Origin of the sequence: Paranoxybacillus vitaminiphilus (genome assembly GCF_003259935.1) — a bacterium.
Classification (GTDB): Bacteria; Bacillota; Bacilli; order Bacillales; family Anoxybacillaceae; genus Paranoxybacillus; species Paranoxybacillus vitaminiphilus.
The window spans coordinates 195,895-215,892 of the sequence record NZ_QLMH01000001.1; the positions used below are offsets into that span (position 1 = coordinate 195,895).

The 19,998-nt window shown below is 41.0% G+C and carries 18 protein-coding genes; 17 read left to right on the forward strand and 1 reads right to left on the reverse strand.

Annotated features, from left to right (window positions below):
- The first annotated feature begins 35 nt into the window (after positions 1 to 35).
- The 9 genes from bshC to murD all read left to right on the forward strand — a co-directional run bounded on the left by bshC (position 36) and on the right by murD (position 11,814).
- Positions 36 to 1,664 carry a bacillithiol biosynthesis cysteine-adding enzyme BshC gene (gene bshC, locus B0I26_RS01060; RefSeq protein WP_111643621.1) on the forward strand — a complete coding sequence of 543 codons (1,629 nt, stop codon included), beginning with the start codon at positions 36 to 38 and terminating at the stop codon, positions 1,662 to 1,664.
- Positions 1,665 to 1,927: 263 nt separating this feature from the next.
- Positions 1,928 to 2,860 carry a 16S rRNA (cytosine(1402)-N(4))-methyltransferase RsmH gene (rsmH, locus tag B0I26_RS01065; RefSeq protein WP_111643622.1) on the forward strand — a complete coding sequence of 311 codons (933 nt, stop codon included), beginning with the start codon at positions 1,928 to 1,930 and terminating at the stop codon, positions 2,858 to 2,860.
- Positions 2,861 to 2,878: 18 nt separating this feature from the next.
- A complete protein-coding gene (ftsL, locus tag B0I26_RS01070; RefSeq protein ID WP_111643623.1) occupies positions 2,879 to 3,232 on the forward strand; it encodes a cell division protein FtsL in 354 nt (117 codons plus the stop codon).
- A 6-nt stretch (positions 3,233 to 3,238) separates the two neighbouring features.
- Positions 3,239 to 5,467: a penicillin-binding protein gene (locus B0I26_RS01075; protein WP_111643624.1), complete on the forward strand. Its 2,229-nt coding sequence runs from the start codon at positions 3,239 to 3,241 to the stop codon at positions 5,465 to 5,467.
- 73 nt (positions 5,468 to 5,540) lie between these two features.
- Positions 5,541 to 7,481 (forward strand): stage V sporulation protein D, encoded by a 1,941-nt coding sequence (locus tag B0I26_RS01080; protein ID WP_111643625.1) that lies wholly within the window; start codon positions 5,541 to 5,543, stop codon positions 7,479 to 7,481.
- Between the two features lie 93 nt (positions 7,482 to 7,574).
- Positions 7,575 to 9,047 (forward strand): UDP-N-acetylmuramoyl-L-alanyl-D-glutamate--2,6-diaminopimelate ligase, encoded by a 1,473-nt coding sequence (locus tag B0I26_RS01085; protein WP_111643626.1) that lies wholly within the window; start codon positions 7,575 to 7,577, stop codon positions 9,045 to 9,047.
- The gene (locus tag B0I26_RS01090; protein WP_111643627.1) at positions 9,041 to 9,490 is read left to right on the forward strand and encodes a hypothetical protein; all 450 of its coding nucleotides are present in this window, start codon (positions 9,041 to 9,043) and stop codon (positions 9,488 to 9,490) included. The genes B0I26_RS01085 and B0I26_RS01090 overlap by 7 nt, the downstream gene beginning before the upstream one ends.
- Complete coding sequence (gene mraY, locus B0I26_RS01095; RefSeq protein ID WP_111643628.1) at positions 9,484 to 10,458, forward strand: phospho-N-acetylmuramoyl-pentapeptide-transferase; 975 nt, start codon at positions 9,484 to 9,486, stop codon at positions 10,456 to 10,458. Before B0I26_RS01090 ends, mraY begins: the two co-directional genes overlap by 7 nt.
- Before the next feature lie 15 nt (positions 10,459 to 10,473).
- Positions 10,474 to 11,814: a UDP-N-acetylmuramoyl-L-alanine--D-glutamate ligase gene (murD, locus tag B0I26_RS01100; protein WP_409991398.1), complete on the forward strand. Its 1,341-nt coding sequence runs from the start codon at positions 10,474 to 10,476 to the stop codon at positions 11,812 to 11,814.
- A 57-nt stretch (positions 11,815 to 11,871) separates the two neighbouring features.
- On the opposite strand, the gene B0I26_RS18160 is transcribed toward murD, so the two are convergent.
- On the reverse strand, positions 11,872 to 12,012 hold the full coding sequence (locus B0I26_RS18160; RefSeq protein ID WP_181502661.1) for a hypothetical protein: 141 nt from the start codon (positions 12,010 to 12,012) through the stop codon (positions 11,872 to 11,874).
- Positions 12,013 to 12,059: 47 nt separating this feature from the next.
- On the opposite strand from B0I26_RS18160, the gene spoVE reads away from it, so the two are divergent.
- The 8 genes from spoVE to ftsZ all read left to right on the forward strand — a co-directional run bounded on the left by spoVE (position 12,060) and on the right by ftsZ (position 19,650).
- The gene (spoVE, locus tag B0I26_RS01105; protein ID WP_111643630.1) at positions 12,060 to 13,160 is read left to right on the forward strand and encodes a stage V sporulation protein E; all 1,101 of its coding nucleotides are present in this window, start codon (positions 12,060 to 12,062) and stop codon (positions 13,158 to 13,160) included.
- Between the two features lie 257 nt (positions 13,161 to 13,417).
- On the forward strand, positions 13,418 to 14,302 hold the full coding sequence (murB, locus tag B0I26_RS01110) for a UDP-N-acetylmuramate dehydrogenase (RefSeq protein WP_409991399.1): 885 nt from the start codon (positions 13,418 to 13,420) through the stop codon (positions 14,300 to 14,302).
- A 180-nt stretch (positions 14,303 to 14,482) separates the two neighbouring features.
- Positions 14,483 to 15,274, forward strand: a complete 792-nt coding sequence (locus B0I26_RS01115) for a cell division protein FtsQ/DivIB (protein WP_111643632.1) — start codon at positions 14,483 to 14,485, stop codon at positions 15,272 to 15,274.
- The gene (locus B0I26_RS01120) at positions 15,255 to 15,962 is read left to right on the forward strand and encodes a DUF881 domain-containing protein (RefSeq protein WP_111643633.1); all 708 of its coding nucleotides are present in this window, start codon (positions 15,255 to 15,257) and stop codon (positions 15,960 to 15,962) included. Before B0I26_RS01115 ends, B0I26_RS01120 begins: the two co-directional genes overlap by 20 nt.
- A 37-nt stretch (positions 15,963 to 15,999) precedes the next feature.
- The gene (locus B0I26_RS01125; protein ID WP_245934688.1) at positions 16,000 to 16,719 is read left to right on the forward strand and encodes a DUF881 domain-containing protein; all 720 of its coding nucleotides are present in this window, start codon (positions 16,000 to 16,002) and stop codon (positions 16,717 to 16,719) included.
- A gap of 1 nt (position 16,720) precedes the next feature.
- Positions 16,721 to 17,083, forward strand: coding sequence for a small basic family protein (locus B0I26_RS01130; protein ID WP_111643634.1), 363 nt, complete (start codon positions 16,721 to 16,723; stop codon positions 17,081 to 17,083).
- 119 nt (positions 17,084 to 17,202) lie between these two features.
- A complete protein-coding gene (gene ftsA / locus B0I26_RS01135) occupies positions 17,203 to 18,483 on the forward strand; it encodes a cell division protein FtsA (protein WP_111643635.1) in 1,281 nt (426 codons plus the stop codon).
- Between the two features lie 27 nt (positions 18,484 to 18,510).
- On the forward strand, positions 18,511 to 19,650 hold the full coding sequence (gene ftsZ / locus B0I26_RS01140; protein WP_111643636.1) for a cell division protein FtsZ: 1,140 nt from the start codon (positions 18,511 to 18,513) through the stop codon (positions 19,648 to 19,650).
- The last annotated feature ends 348 nt before the right edge of the window (positions 19,651 to 19,998 follow it).

The window sequence follows — 19,998 nt, forward strand, 5'->3', positions numbered from 1 at the left end:
AAAGATAAATGAAAACGAGAAAGGAAGTTTCGTCAATGGAGATGATGGAAATCTCTTTACCGTCTGTAACACCGTTAGCAACGGATTATATAGAAGGATTATTTCCGATAAAAGTTGGATTTGATTACGATATTTATGATGCTCGCGTGTTCAAAATGCGTCTACGTGACTTGAAAGAAAGAGCATACCCGCGGCAAAAGCTCGTTGAACATTTGCTGCACTACCATCAAAAGTTTACGGTAAGTAAAAAAACGTTAGACAATATACATAAACTTCTTGACCCGGAAAGCGTCGTAGTCATTGGTGGACAGCAGGCAGGACTTTTGACGGGCCCGCTTTATACGATTCATAAAATTATCTCGATTTTGACGCTGGCTAAACAGCAGGAAAAAGCATTAAAAGTGCCGGTTGTGCCGGTATTTTGGATTGCTGGAGAAGATCATGATGTTGCCGAAGTGAACCACGTATATGTAGCAGAAAACGAAAAAATTAAGAAGAAAACATACCCATATACATTTTCCGAAAAACGAATGGTGGCTGATTTACCGATTGACCGCCAACGATGTTTTGAATGGGTAAAAGAAATTGTTGAAACATATGGAGAAACGGACGTGACCAATCAACTGCTTTCGTTTATTGAAGAAAGCTTAGAGGAAGCAGAAACATTTGTTGACTTTTTTGCCTCGCTCATTTTGCGCCTGTTTGCTTCGGAAGGATTGGTAGTGATTAATGCGGCAGATTCAGAATTAAGAGCGATTGAGCGTGATTTTTTTGTGCAGCTATTCAATCGTCATCGTGAAATTACGAAGCTTGTCTTAGCGCAACAAGAAGAGTTAAATAAGCTCGGATACAAAAAAACGCTCGATGTTCAGGGACAGTCTGTTCATTTGTTTTATCATCATGACGGTGAGCGGCTTTTGTTGGAGTACGATGAACAAATTCAGCAGTTTCATAGCAAAAAAAGAGAAGTTTCCTTCACATATGAAGAGCTCGCTTCGCTTGTTGAAACAAAACCGCATTTCTTTAGTAATAATGTTGTGACAAGGCCGTTAATGCAAGAATATTTGTTCCCGACATTAGCTTTTATTGCCGGCCCTGGGGAAATTGCTTACTGGGCTGAACTTAAACAAGTATTTTCTTTATTTGAGTTTAAAATGCCGCCCGTTGTTCCCCGCCTTAACATAACGCTTGTTGAACGCTCCATTCATACCGATATCGAAGAAGTAGGGTTAACCGTCTCTGCGGTTTTACAAGGAGCAGTTGAACAAGCAAAGGAAATTTGGCTGCGCAATCAGTTTAAGTATCCGCTTGAGGAACTTTTTGCAAATGCAAAAGCGAACATCGAAGAGATTCATCGTCCGTTAAGAGAAATTGGCATGGAGATTGATCGCGGATTAGCGGATTTGTTGACGAAAAATGCTAGTTTCCTTCAAGCACAAATAGATTTTCTTTACCAAACATTGCAGCGCCGCTTAGAGCAAAAGTATGAAGCAGAGCTTCGAAAGTTTGCGCGGATTGAAATGGCTTTAATGCCGAACCGTGCGCCTCAGGAGCGGATTTGGAACATCTTTTACTACATGAACAAACATGGGTTGGACTTTGTAGACCGCTTATTGCGCCTTGATTATAAGTGGAATGGCATGCATAAAATTGTTTATATTTAACCGTTTTTCGAAGAAAACGTCGAAGAAAAAAGTCCTGCTTAACGCAGGATTTTTTTTGCTCGATGAGAATAGTACATAAGTAAGTAGCATGGTAATAAAAGGTATGGTAAGTTAATAATGAGGACAAAATTTTACACGTCGCGACAATTTCAAACAGACAAAGACGATTTTTTAAAAGAAACACCTAAAAATATGATTAGTTTTGCGATATAATATAAAGGTTGCCATAATGGATTTATTACAAAAATAAAGGTGGTGAGACTGTGTTTGAGCATACAACAGTCTTATTGAAGGAAACAGTCGATGGCTTGCAGGTAAAGCCAGATGGTATATATGTAGACTGTACGCTCGGCGGCGCAGGTCATAGTGAATATTTATTGTCGAAGCTGTCAGAAGAAGGGAAATTATTTGCCTTTGACCAAGATGAAACGGCCATTAAACATGCGAAAGAAAAGCTTAAAAAATATGAAAAACAAGTAACGATCATTAAAAGCAATTTTCGCTTTTTAACGGATAAACTAGCGGAACATGGGGTTCATCAAGTCGATGGTATTTTATTTGATTTAGGTGTCTCGTCTCCGCAGTTGGATATACCGGAGCGGGGATTTAGCTATCATCATGATGCACCGCTTGATATGCGCATGGACCGTGAACAAACATTAACGGCGTATGATATCGTCAATCATTGGTCCTATGAAGAATTGGTGAAAATTTTCTTTCATTATGGGGAAGAAAAATTCTCAAAGCAAGTGGCGCGAAAAATTGAAACGGCGCGTCAGCAAAAGCCGATCGAAACGACTGGCGAGTTAGTTGAATTGATTAAAGCGGCCATACCAGCGCCGGCACGAAGAAGCGGCGGGCATCCGGCAAAAAGAATTTTCCAAGCGATTCGCATTGCTGTCAACGATGAATTAAAGGTGTTTGAAGAAGCGATTCAACAGGCGATTGACTTATTAAAGCCGGGAGGAAGAATCAGTGTGATTACATTCCACTCTTTAGAAGACCGCATTTGCAAAGCGGCATTCAAAGAAGCGAGTGAAGGCCCGAAGCTCCCGCCGGGGTTGCCTGTCATTCCAGAACAATATAAGCCGAAACTGAAAATTATTACAAAAAAACCAATTGTCCCGTCAGAAGAGGAACTTGCCATGAATAATCGGGCGCGTTCGGCAAAACTTCGTATCGCTGAAAAATTGTAATTGGAGGAGGCAAAGAGTTTGAATCATGCAGCTGTTAAAATAAAAACTAACGAAGTACAAAGACGAGAGCATCACGTGCGTCCGAAACGGAAGCGGCAATTTCGCACGACATTAGGGGAAAAAGTGCTTCTGTTCGCGTTTGCTATGTTTGTTGTTTACTGCAGCATTCAAATTGTTTCTAATCAAGTGGCGATTTATCAAGCAAATAAACAAATTCAACAGCTAGAGGAAACGATACAAGAACAGAAAAAATATAATAATGATTTATCTGTTCAAGTACAAGAGCTCAGTACATATGAACGTATATTAGAAAAAGCAAAAGAGCTCGGTCTTTCATTGAACGAAAATAATGTCAAAGTAGTACAGGAATGATGGGCGATGACATATAAAAAGCATATGAACATCAATAAAGGAGCAGCTGGTTTATTTATTTTGTTTAGTCTGCTCTTTTTTATATTGTTAATCCGGTTTATTTATTTACAGGCAACGGGAACAGCGGATGGCCAAATGCTGGCTGCTGAGGCGGAGAAGCGGTATAAACAGCAGCGGGTCATTGAGGCTAAGCGCGGTACGATTTTTGACCGCAACGGTGAAATCATTGCCGAGGATACGCCATCGTATACCGTTGTGGCTGTCCTTGATAAAACGTTAACAACCGATCCGAAAAAACCGCGCCATGTCGTTGACCCGGAAATGACGGCAAAAAAACTCGCTCCATTATTGAAAATGAAAGTGAGCGAAGTGGAAAGAATATTAAAAAAAGATGCGAAACAAGTAGAGTTTGGTCCAAAGGGACGAAATATTAGCCAACAATTAAAAATGAAAATTGAAGCGTTGCATCTTCCGGGGATTGGATTCATTCGTGATACAAAGCGGTTTTATCCTAATGGGACATTTGCTTCCCACGTGATTGGCTATGCCCAAAAAAGCGATAAGGAAGACGGGCAAACAGTTGGAGCCATGGGGATCGAAAAAAGCTTAAATGATTACTTGAAAGAAAAAGATGGGTATGTGACTTTTAAGGGCGATCCTCAAGGCTTAAAGCTGCCGAACACGAAAGAATCGATCGTTCGGCCTGATAATGGAAACGATGTATATTTAACGATTGATCAAAAAATCCAAACGTTCCTTGAAGATGCTATGAACCAGGTGGAAAAACAATACAAGCCTGAAAAAATCATCGCTATTGTCGCTGATCCGAAGACAGGAGAAATTTTGGCGATGGGTTCAAGACCAAGCTTTGACCCGAACAAGCGAAACATTCAATATTATATGAACGATGCGATCTCCTATCCATACGAACCAGGATCGACGATGAAAATTTTTACGTTAGCTGCTGCTATTAATGAAGGGGTCTACAATGGCAATGAACTTTACAAGTCCGGGGCTTATAAAATCGGGCCAAATATGATTCGCGATCATAATAAAGTCGGATGGGGCACCATTTCTTTTAATGAAGGGGTGCAACGCTCTTCGAATGTTGCTTTTTCCATTTTAGTAAGAGAAAAACTAGGAGAAGATCGCTTTCTGCAATATTTACACCGGTTCCATTTTCATCAGCCGACAGGCATCGATCTTCCAGGTGAAACAATTGGTAATATTGTTTACCGATATCCGATTGAGAAAGTAACGACTGCATTTGGACAAGGAACATCGGTTACTCCGATTCAGCAAATTCAGGCAGCTACTGCCATTGCGAATGGCGGCAAAATGATGAAACCTTATATCGTTGACCGTATTGTCGACCCTGACACAGGGAAAGTAGTTAAGCAGAACAAACCTAAGGTTGTTGGACAGCCGATTACAAAAGAAACCGCGGCAAAAGTACTGGATATTTTAGAAACGGTTGTTACTTCGGAAAAAGGAACAGGGCGGCCATATAAAATTGAAGGGTATCGTGTTGCCGGAAAAACGGGTACGGCGCAAATTCCTTCACCAAATGGCGGATATTTAACCGGCTATAACAACTATATTTTCTCCTTTCTAGGTATGGCGCCTAAAGAAAATCCGCGCCTGCTTATGTATGTTGCGGTGAAGAGACCAAAAATTTCCTACACAGAAACAGGAGCAGCGCCTGTCTCAATGATTTTTAACAGCGTCATGAAAAACAGCTTACAATATTTAAATATTCAACCTTCTCTTGAAATGAAAAGAAAGCTAAAAAGTAATAAAGGCATCGCTCTTTCGGAATATGTAGGCTTGACGGTTGAAGAAGCAACGAAGCGGTTGCAAGAAAAAGGATTGACACCTGTTTTTGTGGGCAAAGGACAGAGAATTGAAGCGCAAATACCGTTAGCTGGCGAAGAAGTGATTGCCCGCGAGAGAATTATTTTAAAAACAGACGGACAAGCAACAATGCCTGATGTTACTGGATGGTCGCTGCGCGATATTATGAAATTAGCGCAACTATTGCAGCTTCAGCCGAGCATGAAAGGATATGGTTATGCGGTTACGCAAAATATCCCGCCTGGTGCAAAAGTAAACCCTAGAGATTATTTGATTGTTGAGCTGGCCAATCCGCAGCAGATGGATAAAAGAATCGCTGAAATCGCACGACAAAAAGAGGAAAATAAAAAGCAAAAAGATGAGAATAAGCCGCTTGATTAGTAATTGACGTTCTATTGTAACCGGTACAAGCATATAGTGGAACGAGCCCATTCTATAAAGGAGGTTTCGCTATATGCGCGTTTCACATGTCACTGTTCGAAAACGACTAATGATCGTATTATTGATTGGGTTTCTTATTTTTGCCATTATTGATGTTCGTCTTGGATATGTACAATTTGTCCTTGGAAAGATGTTAACGGAAGAAGCGAAAAATTCGTGGAGCCGCAATATTCCGTTCGAACCGGAGCGGGGAGAAATTTTAGATCAAAATAATATTCCGCTCGCTACGAATATGAGCGCTCCGACTGTGTATGTTGTACCGCGGCAAATTGAAAATCCTACAGAGGCAGCAGAGAAGCTGGCAAAAGCATTAAATATGCCTGTCGAAAAAGCATACAAGCATATAACAAAACGAACTTTAATCGAACGGATTCACCCTGAGGGGCGAAAAATTTCCCATGAAAAGGCAAAAGAAATTCGCGCACTTGGTCTGAAAGGAGTTTATATTGCCGAAGATTCTAAAAGATATTACCCATTTGGCAGTTATTTATCCCACGTATTGGGGTTTACCGGCATTGATAATCAAGGATTGACAGGGCTGGAGCTTTATTATGATAAAGAATTGAGCGGGAAAAAAGGTTCAGTACAATTTTATTCTGATGCGAAAGGTAAGAGAATGCCGAATATGGCTGATAATTATACACCGCCGACGGACGGTTTGAATTTGCGGTTAACGATTGATACGCGCGTACAAACCATCGTTGAGCGGGAGCTGGACATTGCTGAAACGAAGTATAACCCTGATGGAATGATAGCTATTGCCATGAATCCGAACAATGGCGAAATCTTAGCGATGGCAAGCCGCCCGGATTTTGACCCGGCAAACTATCGCAATGTCCCGCCGGAAATTTTTAACCGCAATTTACCGGTTTGGAGCACATATGAACCTGGTTCTACCTTTAAGATTATCACTCTTGCTGCTGCATTGGAGGAGAAAAAAGTGGATTTATTAAAAGACCATTTCCATGATCCTGGATATGCCAAAGTAGCAGGAGCTACTCTTCGCTGCTGGAAAAGAGGAGGGCATGGTCATCAAAGTTTTCTTGAGGTTGTCCAAAATTCATGCAACCCGGGTTTTGTCGAATTAGGGGAGCGATTAGGAAAAACAACGTTATTTAAATATATAAGAGATTTCGGTTTTGGTGAGAAAACGGGCATTGATTTGCAAGGAGAAGGAAAAGGAATTTTATTTGATATGAATCGTGTTGGTCCGGTGGAACAGGCGACGACTGCGTTTGGTCAAGGAGTCTCTGTTACGCCGATTCAGCAGGTTGCTGCTGTTTCCGCAGCGATTAATGGCGGGATTTTGTATACGCCATATATTGCAAAGGAGTGGGTTGATCCTGTTACAGGAGAGGTCATAAGCCGCAACACTCCAAAGGTGAAACGCCGTGTTATTTCCGAGGAAACGTCCAAGCAAGTAAGATATGCGCTTGAAAGCGTAGTGGCCCAAGGAACGGGAAAAGGGGCTTTTGTTGAAGGATACCGTGTTGGCGGAAAGACAGGAACAGCGCAAAAAGCACAAAATGGACGGTATTTAGAAAATAATCATATTGTATCATTCATCGGCTTCGCTCCAGCGGATAACCCACAGCTTGTTGTTTATGTTGCTGTCGATAATCCAAAAGGAACGGTGCAGTTTGGTGGAGTAGTTTCCGCTCCAATAGTAGGAAAAATTATGGAAGACAGCCTTCGCGCTTTAGGTGTGAAACCACGCAAAGAGCAGCTTGAAAAAGAAAGAGTGTGGAATGATCCGAAAGTTGTAACAGTTCCGAATTTAATTGGCCTGACAAAAAAAGACTTGCAACAGCAGCTTTTTAACTTAAAATTAGATGTTAGTGGAGAAGGAGGAACGGTTATTGAACAAGCGCCGCAAGCAGGTGCAAAGGTAAAAGAAGGGGCGACGATTCGCGTCTATTTAGGAGCGAAGAATGCTGCTTCATCGGAAAGATAAGCCTAGAGGAAAGTAACCTCATGGCTTCTTTTTCTGTTATGATATAATAGTTGAACTGTTAAATTAAGAAGCCAAGCGAGAGGAATGAATGCGATGAAATTACAATCGTTGCTTTCTTATTTGCATGATTTTACAACATATGTTGGTGAGAATCCAACCATTACATCGATCGAGATGGATTCACGTGAAGTAAAACAAGGCTCTTTATTTATTTGCGTTAAAGGTTTTACGGTTGATGGGCATGACTTTGCCCAGCAGGCTGTTGAAAACGGGGCGGCAGCGATTATTGCCGAGCGGGAAATTAACGTAGATGTACCAGTCATTATCGTCAAAGACAGCAAAAGAGCAATGGCCGTCCTTGCCGATATTTTTTACGGCCAGCCGACACATCAATTACATTTAATTGGTGTGACGGGCACAAACGGCAAGACAACAACGACTCATATTATTGAGCATATTTTTCGCCGCGCTAATAAGAAGACGGGGTTGATCGGGACGATCAATATTAAAATTGGCGATCAAACGTATGACGTGAAAAATACAACGCCTGAATCGCTCGTTCTGCAAAAAACATTTAAGCAAATGGTAGATGAAAATGTTGATGTGGCAGTAATGGAAGTATCATCGCATGCATTGCATATGGGAAGAGTGCATGGGTGCGATTATGACGTTGCTGTTTTCACGAATTTGACGCAGGATCATTTAGATTATCATCGAACAATGGACGAATATCGCTGGGCCAAAGGGCTGTTATTTGCGCAATTAGGCAACCGTTTCGATCATCATAAACCAAAGTTTGCCGTCCTTAATCAAGATGACCCAGCTTCGAACGAATATAAAAGAAGTACAGCAGCGACAGTGATTACATACGGAATTGATGAAGAAAGCGATATTATGGCGAAAAATATTGAAATTACAGCAAACGGAACAACATTTGATCTTGTGACACCGCTAGATACGATTCGCGTGAAGACGAAGCTGATTGGCAAGTTTAGCATCTACAATATCCTTGCAGCGACAGCAGCTTGTTTAGTATCAAAGGTTCCACTCGCTACGATTGTTGAGGCCATTGAGGAAATGAAAAGTGTCGCAGGACGGTTTGAAGTCGTTGATGGCGGCCAAGATTTTACCGTTATTGTTGACTATGCACACACTCCTGATAGTTTGGAAAACGTGTTAAAAACGATTAAGCAATTTGCTAAACGAAAAGTGTATGTTGTTGTTGGCTGCGGCGGTGATCGCGATCGCACGAAGCGGCCGATTATGGCACGCATCGCTGCTGACTATGCAGATGTACCGATTTTTACTTCTGACAATCCGCGCTCTGAAGATCCGGTGGCTATTTTAAAAGATATGGAAGAAGGCGTGAAAGGAACGCAATATATTTCCATCGTTGACAGGAAAGAAGCGATTCGTTATGCCATTTTCCACGCACAAGAAGGGGATGTCATTTTAATTGCCGGAAAAGGACACGAAACGTACCAAATTATTGGAAGCGAAGTGCTGGAGTTTGATGACCGGCTTGTGGCACGCCAGGCCATTAAGGAGCGAAACGAATCATGCTGACGTATCGCTTCTTAAAAAAGCTGTTTCCAGTAACGCGCGGAATTGAAGATGACACGATTCAATTTCAACATCTATTCGTTCATCCGCTGCAAGCAGCAGCTAAAGGGTTGTTTGTGCCGCTAAGATATGAACATAAAGAGCTGCAGCAGGCGATTGAAAATGGAGCGGTTGCTGCACTTTGGAAAAAGACCGTGCCGCTGCCTGCTTATGTTCCGAATCAGTTTCCTGTTTTTTTCGTTTCTTCCCCGCTTCAAGCATTAACAGAAATTGTTGAAACATATTTGCAATCTGACGAAATGGAGAATGACAAGATGACCCGATTTTATTTGAATATAGAAGGGGCTCATATTGAAGAAAATCATTCATATCATATAGCTGTAATAGACGTATTAAAACAGCTTGAACAACGGCTACAAGAAGAAGGGGGTGGACAGTCGTGCTAGAGCAAGTAATTGTTTTCACCATTGCAATGGCTTTCTTAATTACGGTATTGTTATCGCCGATATTTATTCCCTTCTTAAGAAGATTAAAGTTTGGGCAAAGCATTCGGGAAGAGGGGCCAAAGTCACATCAAAAGAAATCAGGCACCCCTACGATGGGCGGAATTATGATTTTGTTATCGCTCATTGCTACAACAATTGTCATGACAAATAAATTTTCTGAGCCTACCGTGCAAACTTATTTATTGCTGTTTGTAACGATTGGCTACGGTCTGCTCGGATTTTTAGACGATTTTATTAAAGTGGTCATGAAACGGAATCTTGGCTTAACTAGTAAGCAAAAATTATTTGGTCAATTAATGATTGCCTTTATTTTTTATTTTGTTTATCAGCAAAATGATTTTTCGACGGAACTGCGCATACCGGGAATTGACTTTACTTTTGATTTAGGATGGGGTTATATATTATTAATGATTTTTATGCTTGTCGGCGGTTCAAATGCCGTCAATTTAACCGACGGTCTCGATGGGCTGCTAGCGGGCACGGCAGCGATTGCATTCGGAGCATATGCTGTCTTGGCTTGGAATCAATCGCAGTATGACATTGCTATTTTTAGTGTGGCTGTAGTTGGTGCTGTTCTTGGATTTTTAGTGTTTAATGCGCATCCGGCTAAAGTGTTTATGGGGGATACCGGATCGCTTGCTTTAGGCGGAGCCATCGCAACGGTAGCGATTTTAACGAAATTAGAAATTTTGCTTGTCATTATTGGCGGTGTGTTTGTCATTGAAACATTATCTGTTATTATCCAGGTAATTTCATTTAAAACGACTGGAAAACGAGTGTTCAAAATGAGTCCATTGCACCATCATTATGAACTAGTTGGTTGGTCTGAATGGCGAGTTGTTGTTACATTTTGGGCAGTCGGCTTACTATTTGCAATGCTTGGAATTTATATCGAGGTGTGGATTTAATTGAAAAAGGTGACTATGTATCAAAATAAAAATGTCTTAATACTTGGTTTAGCAAAAAGCGGGTTCGCTGCTGCGAAGTTGCTGCATGAGTTAGGTGCAAAAGTAACAGTCAATGATCAGAAGCCGTTTGAGGAAAATGAGGCAGCGCAAAGTTTAGAAAAAATGGGGATACGCGTTATTTGCGGCAGCCATCCGCTTGAACTTTTGGACGAATCTTTCGACTTAATGGTGAAAAATCCAGGGATTCCGTATTATAATCCGCTTGTCGCAAAAGCGATGGAGAAAGGTATACCGATCATAACGGAAGTGGAATTAGCGTATCAAATTTCTGAAGCTCCGTTTATCGGTATTACAGGTTCAAATGGAAAAACAACGACGACAACATTAATTTATGAAATGTTAAAGGAAGGCGGCAAGCAGCCGTTAATTGCCGGAAATATCGGCACGGTAGCCTGCGAGGTCGCAAAGGAAGCTTCTAGCGAAAATTGGATCGTGACAGAACTTTCTTCCTTTCAATTGATGGGAATTATGGATTTCCAGCCGAAAATTTCTGTATTGTTAAACCTATTTAATGCGCATTTAGACTATCATGGAACAAAAGAAGCGTACGCTCAGGCGAAAGGAAATCTTTTTAAAAATCAAACAAATGATGATTTCGCTGTAGTGAATGCGGATGATGAAACGGTCATGAAACTTGTCCAATCATCGGATGCAGCAAAAGTATTCTTTTCAACAACGCAGCGTTTACAAAACGGTGCTTGGATGGAAAATGGCATGATCTATTTTAATGGTGAAGAAATCATTGAAACGAAAGATATTGCATTGCCGGGAAAACACAATTTGGAAAACATTTTAGCAGCGGTTTCTGCCGCCAAATTAACAGGCGTAGACAATGAAGCAATTGTTCGAGTGTTAAAAACATTTACAGGCGTAAAACATCGTTTGCAATTCGTTGCGGAAGTAAATGGTCGTAAATTTTATAATGATTCGAAGGCCACAAATATTCTTGCAACGCAAAAAGCTTTATCAGCATTTGAACAGGACTCTGTTATCCTCCTTGCCGGCGGGCTTGATCGCGGTAATGAGTTTGATGAATTGATTCCATATTTTAAAAATGTGAAGGCCATTGTTCTTTTTGGACAAACGGCACAAAAGCTAGAACGTGCGGCAAAGCAGGCAGGAATAGAAATGATTGAACATGTCGATAATGTGGAAAAAGCCGTACCAATTGCCTATGAATTATCACAGCCGGGAGATATCGTTCTTTTATCACCAGCTTGTGCAAGCTGGGATCAATATAAAACTTTTGAACAAAGAGGAGACATTTTTATCGGTGCGGTGCATAAGTTGAAGTAAGGGGACATCCCTCCACGAGGTGTGTTGATTAACCAATAAAATCCAGAGAAAGCAGGTTTATTTCATAGCTTTTCTGCCTAACTCGACGGAGAACACTTTGCGGATAAATGGATTTGTCCGCCGGCGTTCACGTTCCGTTATCACGGCAGAAAAGCGTGAATCACCGAGAAAATAGTTATAATAATGGATAATCAGCACTCATGATCCCTCCCCTGTTACAGTTTAAAAAGATGAGGTGTTCCGCATTGCACGGAAAAAAGTCTACGCCTGACATTTTACTTATTATCATTACGTTTTCCTTGCTTGCCATTGGCCTAATTATGGTGTACAGCGCAAGTGCGGTTTGGGCTGAATATAAGTTTCATGACTCTTTCTTTTTTGCGAAAAGACAGCTCTTGTTTGCTGCGGTTGGCATTATCGCGATGTTTTTTATTATGAACGTTGATTATTGGACATGGCGAACATGGGCAAAAGTGATTTTAATCGTTTGCTTCGTATTGCTCGTTCTTGTTCTTATTCCAGGAATTGGAATGACGCGCAACGGCTCGCGCAGTTGGATCGGTGTTGGAGCATTTTCGATTCAGCCATCAGAGTTTATGAAATTAGCAATGATTGCCTTTTTGGCAAAGTTTCTATCTGAACATCAAAAGAAAATCACTTCTTTTAAACAAGGGTTACTTCCGGCTTTAACGCTTGTGTTTGCTGCTTTTGGTATGATCATGCTGCAGCCTGATTTAGGAACGGGAACGGTGATGGTCGGCACGTGTATTGCGATGATTTTTGTGGCAGGTGCCCGCATTATCCATTTTGCCGGTTTAGGCTTGTTAGGGTTGGCCGGTTTTGCCGCTCTTGTTCTTTCCGCGCCTTATCGGATTAAGAGGATTACATCGTTTTTAAACCCATGGGAAGATCCGTTAGGAAGCGGATTTCAAATGATTCAATCACTGTATGCCATCGGACCGGGTGGGCTGTTTGGTTTAGGACTTGGTCAAAGCAGACAAAAATTTTTTTATTTGCCTGAGCCGCAAACGGATTTTATTTTTGCCATTTTAGCGGAAGAACTAGGATTTATCGGCGGGTCACTTGTATTGCTTTTGTTTAGTCTTCTTCTTTGGCGAGGGGTGCGAATCGCTCTCGGTGCCCCTGATTTATACGGCAGCTTTCTTGCTATCGGCATTATTTCGATGATTGCGATTCAAGTCATGATTAATATTGGAGTTGTTACCGGTTTGATGCCGGTAACGGGAATTACGCTGCCATTTCTTAGTTATGGCGGTTCATCGTTAACGCTTATGTTAATGGCGATAGGAGTGCTATTGAACATCAGCCGCCATTCAAGATATTAATAGCCAAATAAAAAAGGGGACAAGGAGCTGACCGATAAGCGTTTGACCTCACGTATATTACACAATCATATAGTTTACTTATCCGACACTATGTTCTATATATTGTGTTGTGGGGTCTGACACTTTGCTTTTGGGTCAGACCCTTATCGTGTTGTTTTATATCAGGATCGTTTATTCCGCGAGCTCATTTAATTAAAGTTTTCCTAAAATAGTATTTAGAAAGGGGAATTTTTGTGGATGTGATTGTAAAAGAGCTAATGAATGCAAATGTAGGGAAAGTTAAAAGAAATGAACCGTTAGCTAATTATACAACAATAAAAATCGGCGGTCCGGCTGATGTATTGGTTGAACCAAATGATGTGGAAAGCTTAAAAAAAACGATGGAGATTATTCGTAAACATGGAGTAAAGTGGCGTGCCATTGGCCGGGGTTCTAATTTGCTTGTTTCCGATTTAGGAATCGAAGGAGTTGTCATTAAGCTTGGTGATGGATTTGCCAATCTCTTTATTAATGGAACAGAGGTTACAGTTGGTGGAGGATACTCTCTTATTAAACTCGCAACAATCATCAGTAAAGAAGGATTGTCTGGCTTAGAATTTGCCGGAGGGATTCCAGGATCGGTCGGCGGTGCCGTCTATATGAATGCAGGAGCTCATGGGTCCGATATGTCTAAAATTGTGAAAAAAGCACAAATTTTATTTGAAGATGGTTCAATTGAATGGCTTACGAACGAAGAAATGGAGTTTTCATATCGGACATCGGTTTTACAACATAAACGTCCGGGAATTTGCATTGCAGCTGTATTGCAATTAAAAGAGGGAAAACGTGAGGAAATTGTTGCTGAAATGCAAAAAAATAAAGATTATCGCCGTGAGACACAACCGTGGAACTATCCGTGTGCCGGCAGCATCTTTCGCAATCCGCTTCCAAACTACGCGGGAAAGTTAATTGAAACAGCCGGTTTAAAAGGCTATTCAATCGGTGGAGCAAAAATTTCTGAACAGCACGCTAATTTTATCGTTAATACAGGAAATGCAAAAGCAGAAGATGTTCTGAACTTAATTCAACATGTAAAAAACATCATTCACAAATTATACGGCATTCATTTAGAAACAGAAGTAGAAATAATCGGTCGAAAGTAATAGAAAATCGGTAATCCTATTTTTTCAAATATTGTGATATAATATAAGTTGAATGGTTCACATAGGTGAACAAGCTTTGCTAACGGCATTTATTCATGCCGTTTGTTTTTATTGTTCAGCAGATGAAAAGGGATGTAGAGGTGAGCGGTTACGTATCCCTCTAAATGAGGTGAACGGAATTTGAAAAAAAACAAAATCGTCGTTCTTGAAGAGCGGGTGCCGCAATTAAAACAACAGCGCAGACAAAAAGTAAATCGGAGATTAGTCGGATATGTTACGCTCTTTTTTATACTTATTCTATGCATCATTTATTTTCAATCACCACTAAGCAATATTCAACATCTTGAAGTAAAAGGAAATAAGTATGTTTCTGACAAACAAATCATAAAATTAAGCGGTCTTACGAATCGGACGAGCTTTTGGAAAGTAAAGGATGAAACCGTTGAAAAAAAAATTAGTTCACACCCTGAAATTGCAAGTGTTCAGCTACAAAAACGTTTTCCTAACAAGGTTATATTGTCGATCAAAGAACGAAAAAGAGTAGCTTATATTTCCGATAAACATAAATTTTTCCCCGTTTTAGAAAATGGTGTAGTTTTAACTGATGCACAAGGTGCTGTGCCTGACGATGCCCCGATATTAGTCAACTGGAAAGAGGGAGAAGACATTCAAGAAATGGTAGCGCAATTAACGGAACTCCCTTCACATGTGTTGAATGCTATTTCCGAAATTCATCATACGCCAACGAAACATGACTATTATCACCTTACCGTATTTATGAATGATGGATATGAAGTAAGTGCAACCGTGAGAAATTTTGCTGAAAAAATGTCTTTATACCCATCGATTGTAAGTCAGTTAGATCGTAATGTGAAGGGAATCATTCACCTGGAAGTAAGCAATTACTTTAAAGCTTATTCGACCGACAACGAGAAGAAAGAAGGGGATGACAATGAAGAAAATACAAGGTAGCCATGTCATCCTTTCCCTTGTCTGTTTAGTGTTAGGTTTTATGATTTCCTTTTCTTATCAATATGCGAAGGAAAAGACGCAGGAAAGAAACCTAACCGACCGCCAATGGGAGAAAGAGTATGAGTATCGCAACAAGATTATTGAACAGCAGGAAAAAAATCGGAAGTTACATGAAGAGCTTGTGAAAAAACAGCAAAAAGTTCAAAAAATGGAAAAAGAGTTGGCGGACGAGGAGCAAATTTATTATAACTTAGTCGAAGATGCCGAAAAATTACGTATGCATCTTGGGAAAGTTACCGTTCAAGGACAAGGAGTGGAAGTCACGCTATCGGATGCCTCTTATATTCCTTCTGAAGCCAATGCTACTGACTATATTGTACATGAAGAACACGTTTTCAGTGTCATTAATGAATTGTTCATCTCCGGAGCATCAGCGGTTGCTGTGAATGGTCAGCGGTTATCACATCGTTCGTACATTGTTTGCAACGGTCCAACTATTGAAATTGACGGAAACCAGCATCCAGCTCCTTTTGTCATTTCAGCGATTGGTGATCCGGATGTTCTCATTCCAGCATTAAATATTGCAGGCGGGGTAAAGGAGCGGCTTGTTAATGATAATATTGTTGTGAAAATTGCTAGGAAAGATGAATTGATATTAGAACCGATTATTAACGTAAATGATGGTTAATAGCGGTAACGGCTTGATGAAAGTTTGGTGATGTTGGTTGGAACATAAAAAAAGGATACACTTTACTCTTATTACAATGATTATCGGATTTATGCTGGCAGTGCAGTTTCAAACAACGAATCATCCTGTTGTCCGCGATACGCGGGATATGTGGGAGCTTCGTGAGGATTTGAAAAAAGAGCAAGAATTGCAGCGACAGCTTCTTGAAGAAATTCGCGTTTATGAGACAACTCTTGAAAGCTATCAGCAAAAGCGTGCTGAAAGCAAGGAAACTGCATTGCGGGAAACGGTAGAAGAGTTAAGAAAGGAAGCAGGGCTTACAGAAGTTCGCGGTCAGGGGGTCATCATCACTGTTGAGCCGTTTTATGAGGAAAACTATGTAGGTCCTGTTATACAGACAGTTTCGCCATACTTGCTGAAAAGACTAGTGAATGAACTAAATATGTATGGTGCTGAAGAAATTGCCATTGCTGACCAACGCATCATTAATACGACAGTGATACGCGATGTAAATGGGGTAACGAAAGTTGACAACTATAAAATCAATTCTTTCCCATTACAAATAAAGGTCATTGCAGAAGATGCGGAAAAGCTGTATAACCGATTGAAAGGCTCGACTGTGATTGAGGATTTTGTGCTTGATGGGCTGCAGCTGGAAATATCACATCCGGTGAATACCGTAGTGATACCGCCTTATAATGATTCACTTCCCATTCGCTACATGAAAATTGTAAAAGCCGAAAAGGAGGAAAAATAACATGTGGCTTCCACTCATCGGCTTAATTTTAGGCTTAATTTTGGGGCTGTTAACAGATATACGAATTCCTGACGAATATTCCAACTATTTGTCCATTGCTGTATTAGCTGCGTTAGATACGCTAATCGGCGGAATTCGGGCACATTTACAAAATGTTTACGATCAACATGTGTTTGTGTCCGGTTTTTTCTTTAATATTGTTTTAGCAGCAAGTTTAGCTTTTCTCGGTGTCCATCTTGGTGTAGACTTGTACTTAGCAGCGGTGTTTGCTTTTGGAGTTCGATTGTTCCAAAATATTGCTGTTATTCGCCGTATTTTGCTTACAAAATGGATGGAAAAACGCCAGAGATTTGAAAAAAATTGATTTTTTTAAAGGGAATGCTGTCCGCATGTTGAATATAACAGTAAAATACGATACATACGATTGTTGTTCTGCGATCGATGTAGATGCGTTTGCTTATTTGGTTAAAGGAGGTGCCAAAGATGAACAGCAACGAAATATTTGTCAGTCTTGACATCGGTACATCCAGTGTTAAGGTGATTATCGGCGAAATGATGAACGAATCATTGAATATTATTGGAGTTGGAAATGTTAAATCGGAAGGATTAAAAAAAGGTTCCATTGTTGATATAGATGAAACGGTTCAATCGATAAAAAGAGCGATTGAACAGGCTGAAAGAATGGTCGGGCTTGATATTCGCCGCGTCGTTGTCGGAGTGTCAGGCAACCATATTCAGTTGCAAAACTGCCATGGAGTAGTTGCTGTTTCTAGCGAGAATCGGGAAATTAGCAACGAAGATGTAGCGCGAGTGATTGAAGCCGCTCAAGTGATTTCAATCCCGCCAGAGCGGGAGATCATTGATGTCATACCGAAACAGTTTATTGTCGATGGTCTCGATGGGATTAATGATCCGCGCGGAATGCTCGGTGTTCGTTTAGAGATGGAAGGCACAATTATTACTGCTTCTAAAACGATATTACATAACTTGTTACGCTGTGTTGAAAGAGCTGGATTGGAAATTACCGATATTTGTCTTCAACCGCTTGCGGCTGGTTCCCTTGCGTTGTCAAAGGATGAAAAAAACCTAGGTGTAGCTTTAGTCGACATTGGAGGCGGTTCAACAACGATTGCGGTGTTTGAACAAGGATTTCTTCAAGCGACAACAGTTTTGCCGGTTGGTGGAGAACATATCACAAAAGACTTATCAATCGGCTTGCGAACTTCAACAGAAGATGCAGAAAAAATAAAAATTAAGCATGGACATGCTTTTTATGACCATGCTTCAGAAGAGGAAGTGTTTAGTGTTCCAATTATTGGTAGTGATCAGCATCAACAGTTTAGTCAGCTTGAAGTTGCTGATATCATCGAGGCAAGACTTGAAGAAATTTTTCAAATGGTTCAACATGAAATTCGCAAGCTTGGCTATCGGGACTTGCCTGGAGGCTATGTGCTGACAGGTGGAGTCGCGAATATGCCCGGCATATTAGAGTTAGCCCAAGTTGTGTTAGCAAACAGTGTGCGCATCGCTCTTCCGGACTACATTGGGGTACGCGATCCACAATATACGACAGGAGTCGGCTTAATTAAGTTTGCGTATAAAAACGCAAAGCTACAGGGGCGTACAATTCCTGCTTCTGCTTCTGTAGCAGAAGCAGCGGAAAAGCGGGTGCAAAAACAACTTCAAGTGAAAACAAAGCAAAAAGTGAAAGAAGAAAACTTTGGACAAAAAGTAAAAAAATTCTTCGGTTATTTCTTTGAATAGAGATTGAATTATTGGGAGGATTTTGTCATGTTGGAGTTTGACACTACTGTTGATCAGTTAGCAACGATTAAAGTGATTGGTGTTGGCGGCGGTGGCAATAATGCTGTTAACCGAATGATTGAACACGGTGTGCAAGGCGTTGAATTTATCGCGGTAAATACAGATGCGCAGGCACTCAATCTATCAAAAGCTCCTACTAAACTGCAAATCGGTGCGAAATTAACGCGCGGGTTGGGGGCAGGAGCCAATCCGGAAGTAGGCAAAAAAGCAGCTGAAGAAAGCAAAGAGCAAATTGAGGAAGCATTAAAAGGTGCAGATATGGTCTTTGTAACGGCTGGAATGGGAGGCGGAACAGGAACAGGTGCCGCTCCAGTTATTGCCCAAATCGCCCGCGATTTAGGGGCATTAACGGTAGGAGTCGTTACGCGGCCGTTTACATTTGAAGGCCGCAAACGGGCGACACAAGCAGCAGGTGGAATTGCCGCCATGAAAGAAGCGGTTGATACGTTAATTGTCATTCCAAATGACCGCTTGTTGGAAATTGTTGATAAAAACACACCGATGCTTGAAGCATTCCGCGAAGCAGATAATGTCCTTCGCCAAGGAGTGCAAGGTATTTCTGATTTAATTGCTGTGCCTGGTTTAATTAACCTTGACTTTGCTGATGTCAAGACGATTATGTCGAATAAAGGTTCAGCGTTAATGGGAATCGGTATTGCCAGCGGAGAAAACCGTGCAGCCGAGGCCGCTAAAAAAGCTATTTCAAGCCCATTATTAGAAACATCGATTGATGGTGCGCAAGGTGTGCTCATGAACATTACCGGCGGTACAAACTTGAGCCTATATGAAGTGCAGGAAGCTGCTGATATTGTTGCTTCTGCTTCTGACCCAGAAGTGAATATGATTTTCGGATCTGTTATCAATGAAAATTTAAAAGATGAAATTGTTGTTACGGTTATTGCAACTGGATTCAGAGAAGAAAGTGAAGCAGCTCCATCAAAGCCGCTGCGGACAGGCTTTGGTGTAGCAAATCCGAAAACAACAGCAGGGATTAAGCGGGAAAAACGTGAAGAACCAATCCAAGATTATTCATCGCTGCGACCGCAACAAGTAGAAGATCCGCTAGATATCCCAGCTTTCTTGCGCAACCGCAACCGCCGCCGTTAATAAGAAAAGCGTAGGCGAGCGTTTAACGCCGAAGGAAAATGTTCTTCCGACGAGAAGCGCTTGTTGCTTCGACGGAGGAAGGTTATTTTCCAGAAGGCGTTGCGAGCCGAGCTAGACAAAAAGAAAAGCGTAGGCGAGCGCTTAACATTGAAATTAGCGAACAAACCTCTGTACAAAAAGCATGAATCATGATGATTCATGCTTTTTATTTTTCTGCCTATTGTCCCCGCAAATTATTGACAAAATCTCCTGAAAAATTCCTCTTTTTATCAGCATGAACTGACAGACTTTCCAATAAGATGTACTATATACTATTTTCAGAACTCATTTCTCGGCGTCCATTTTTAA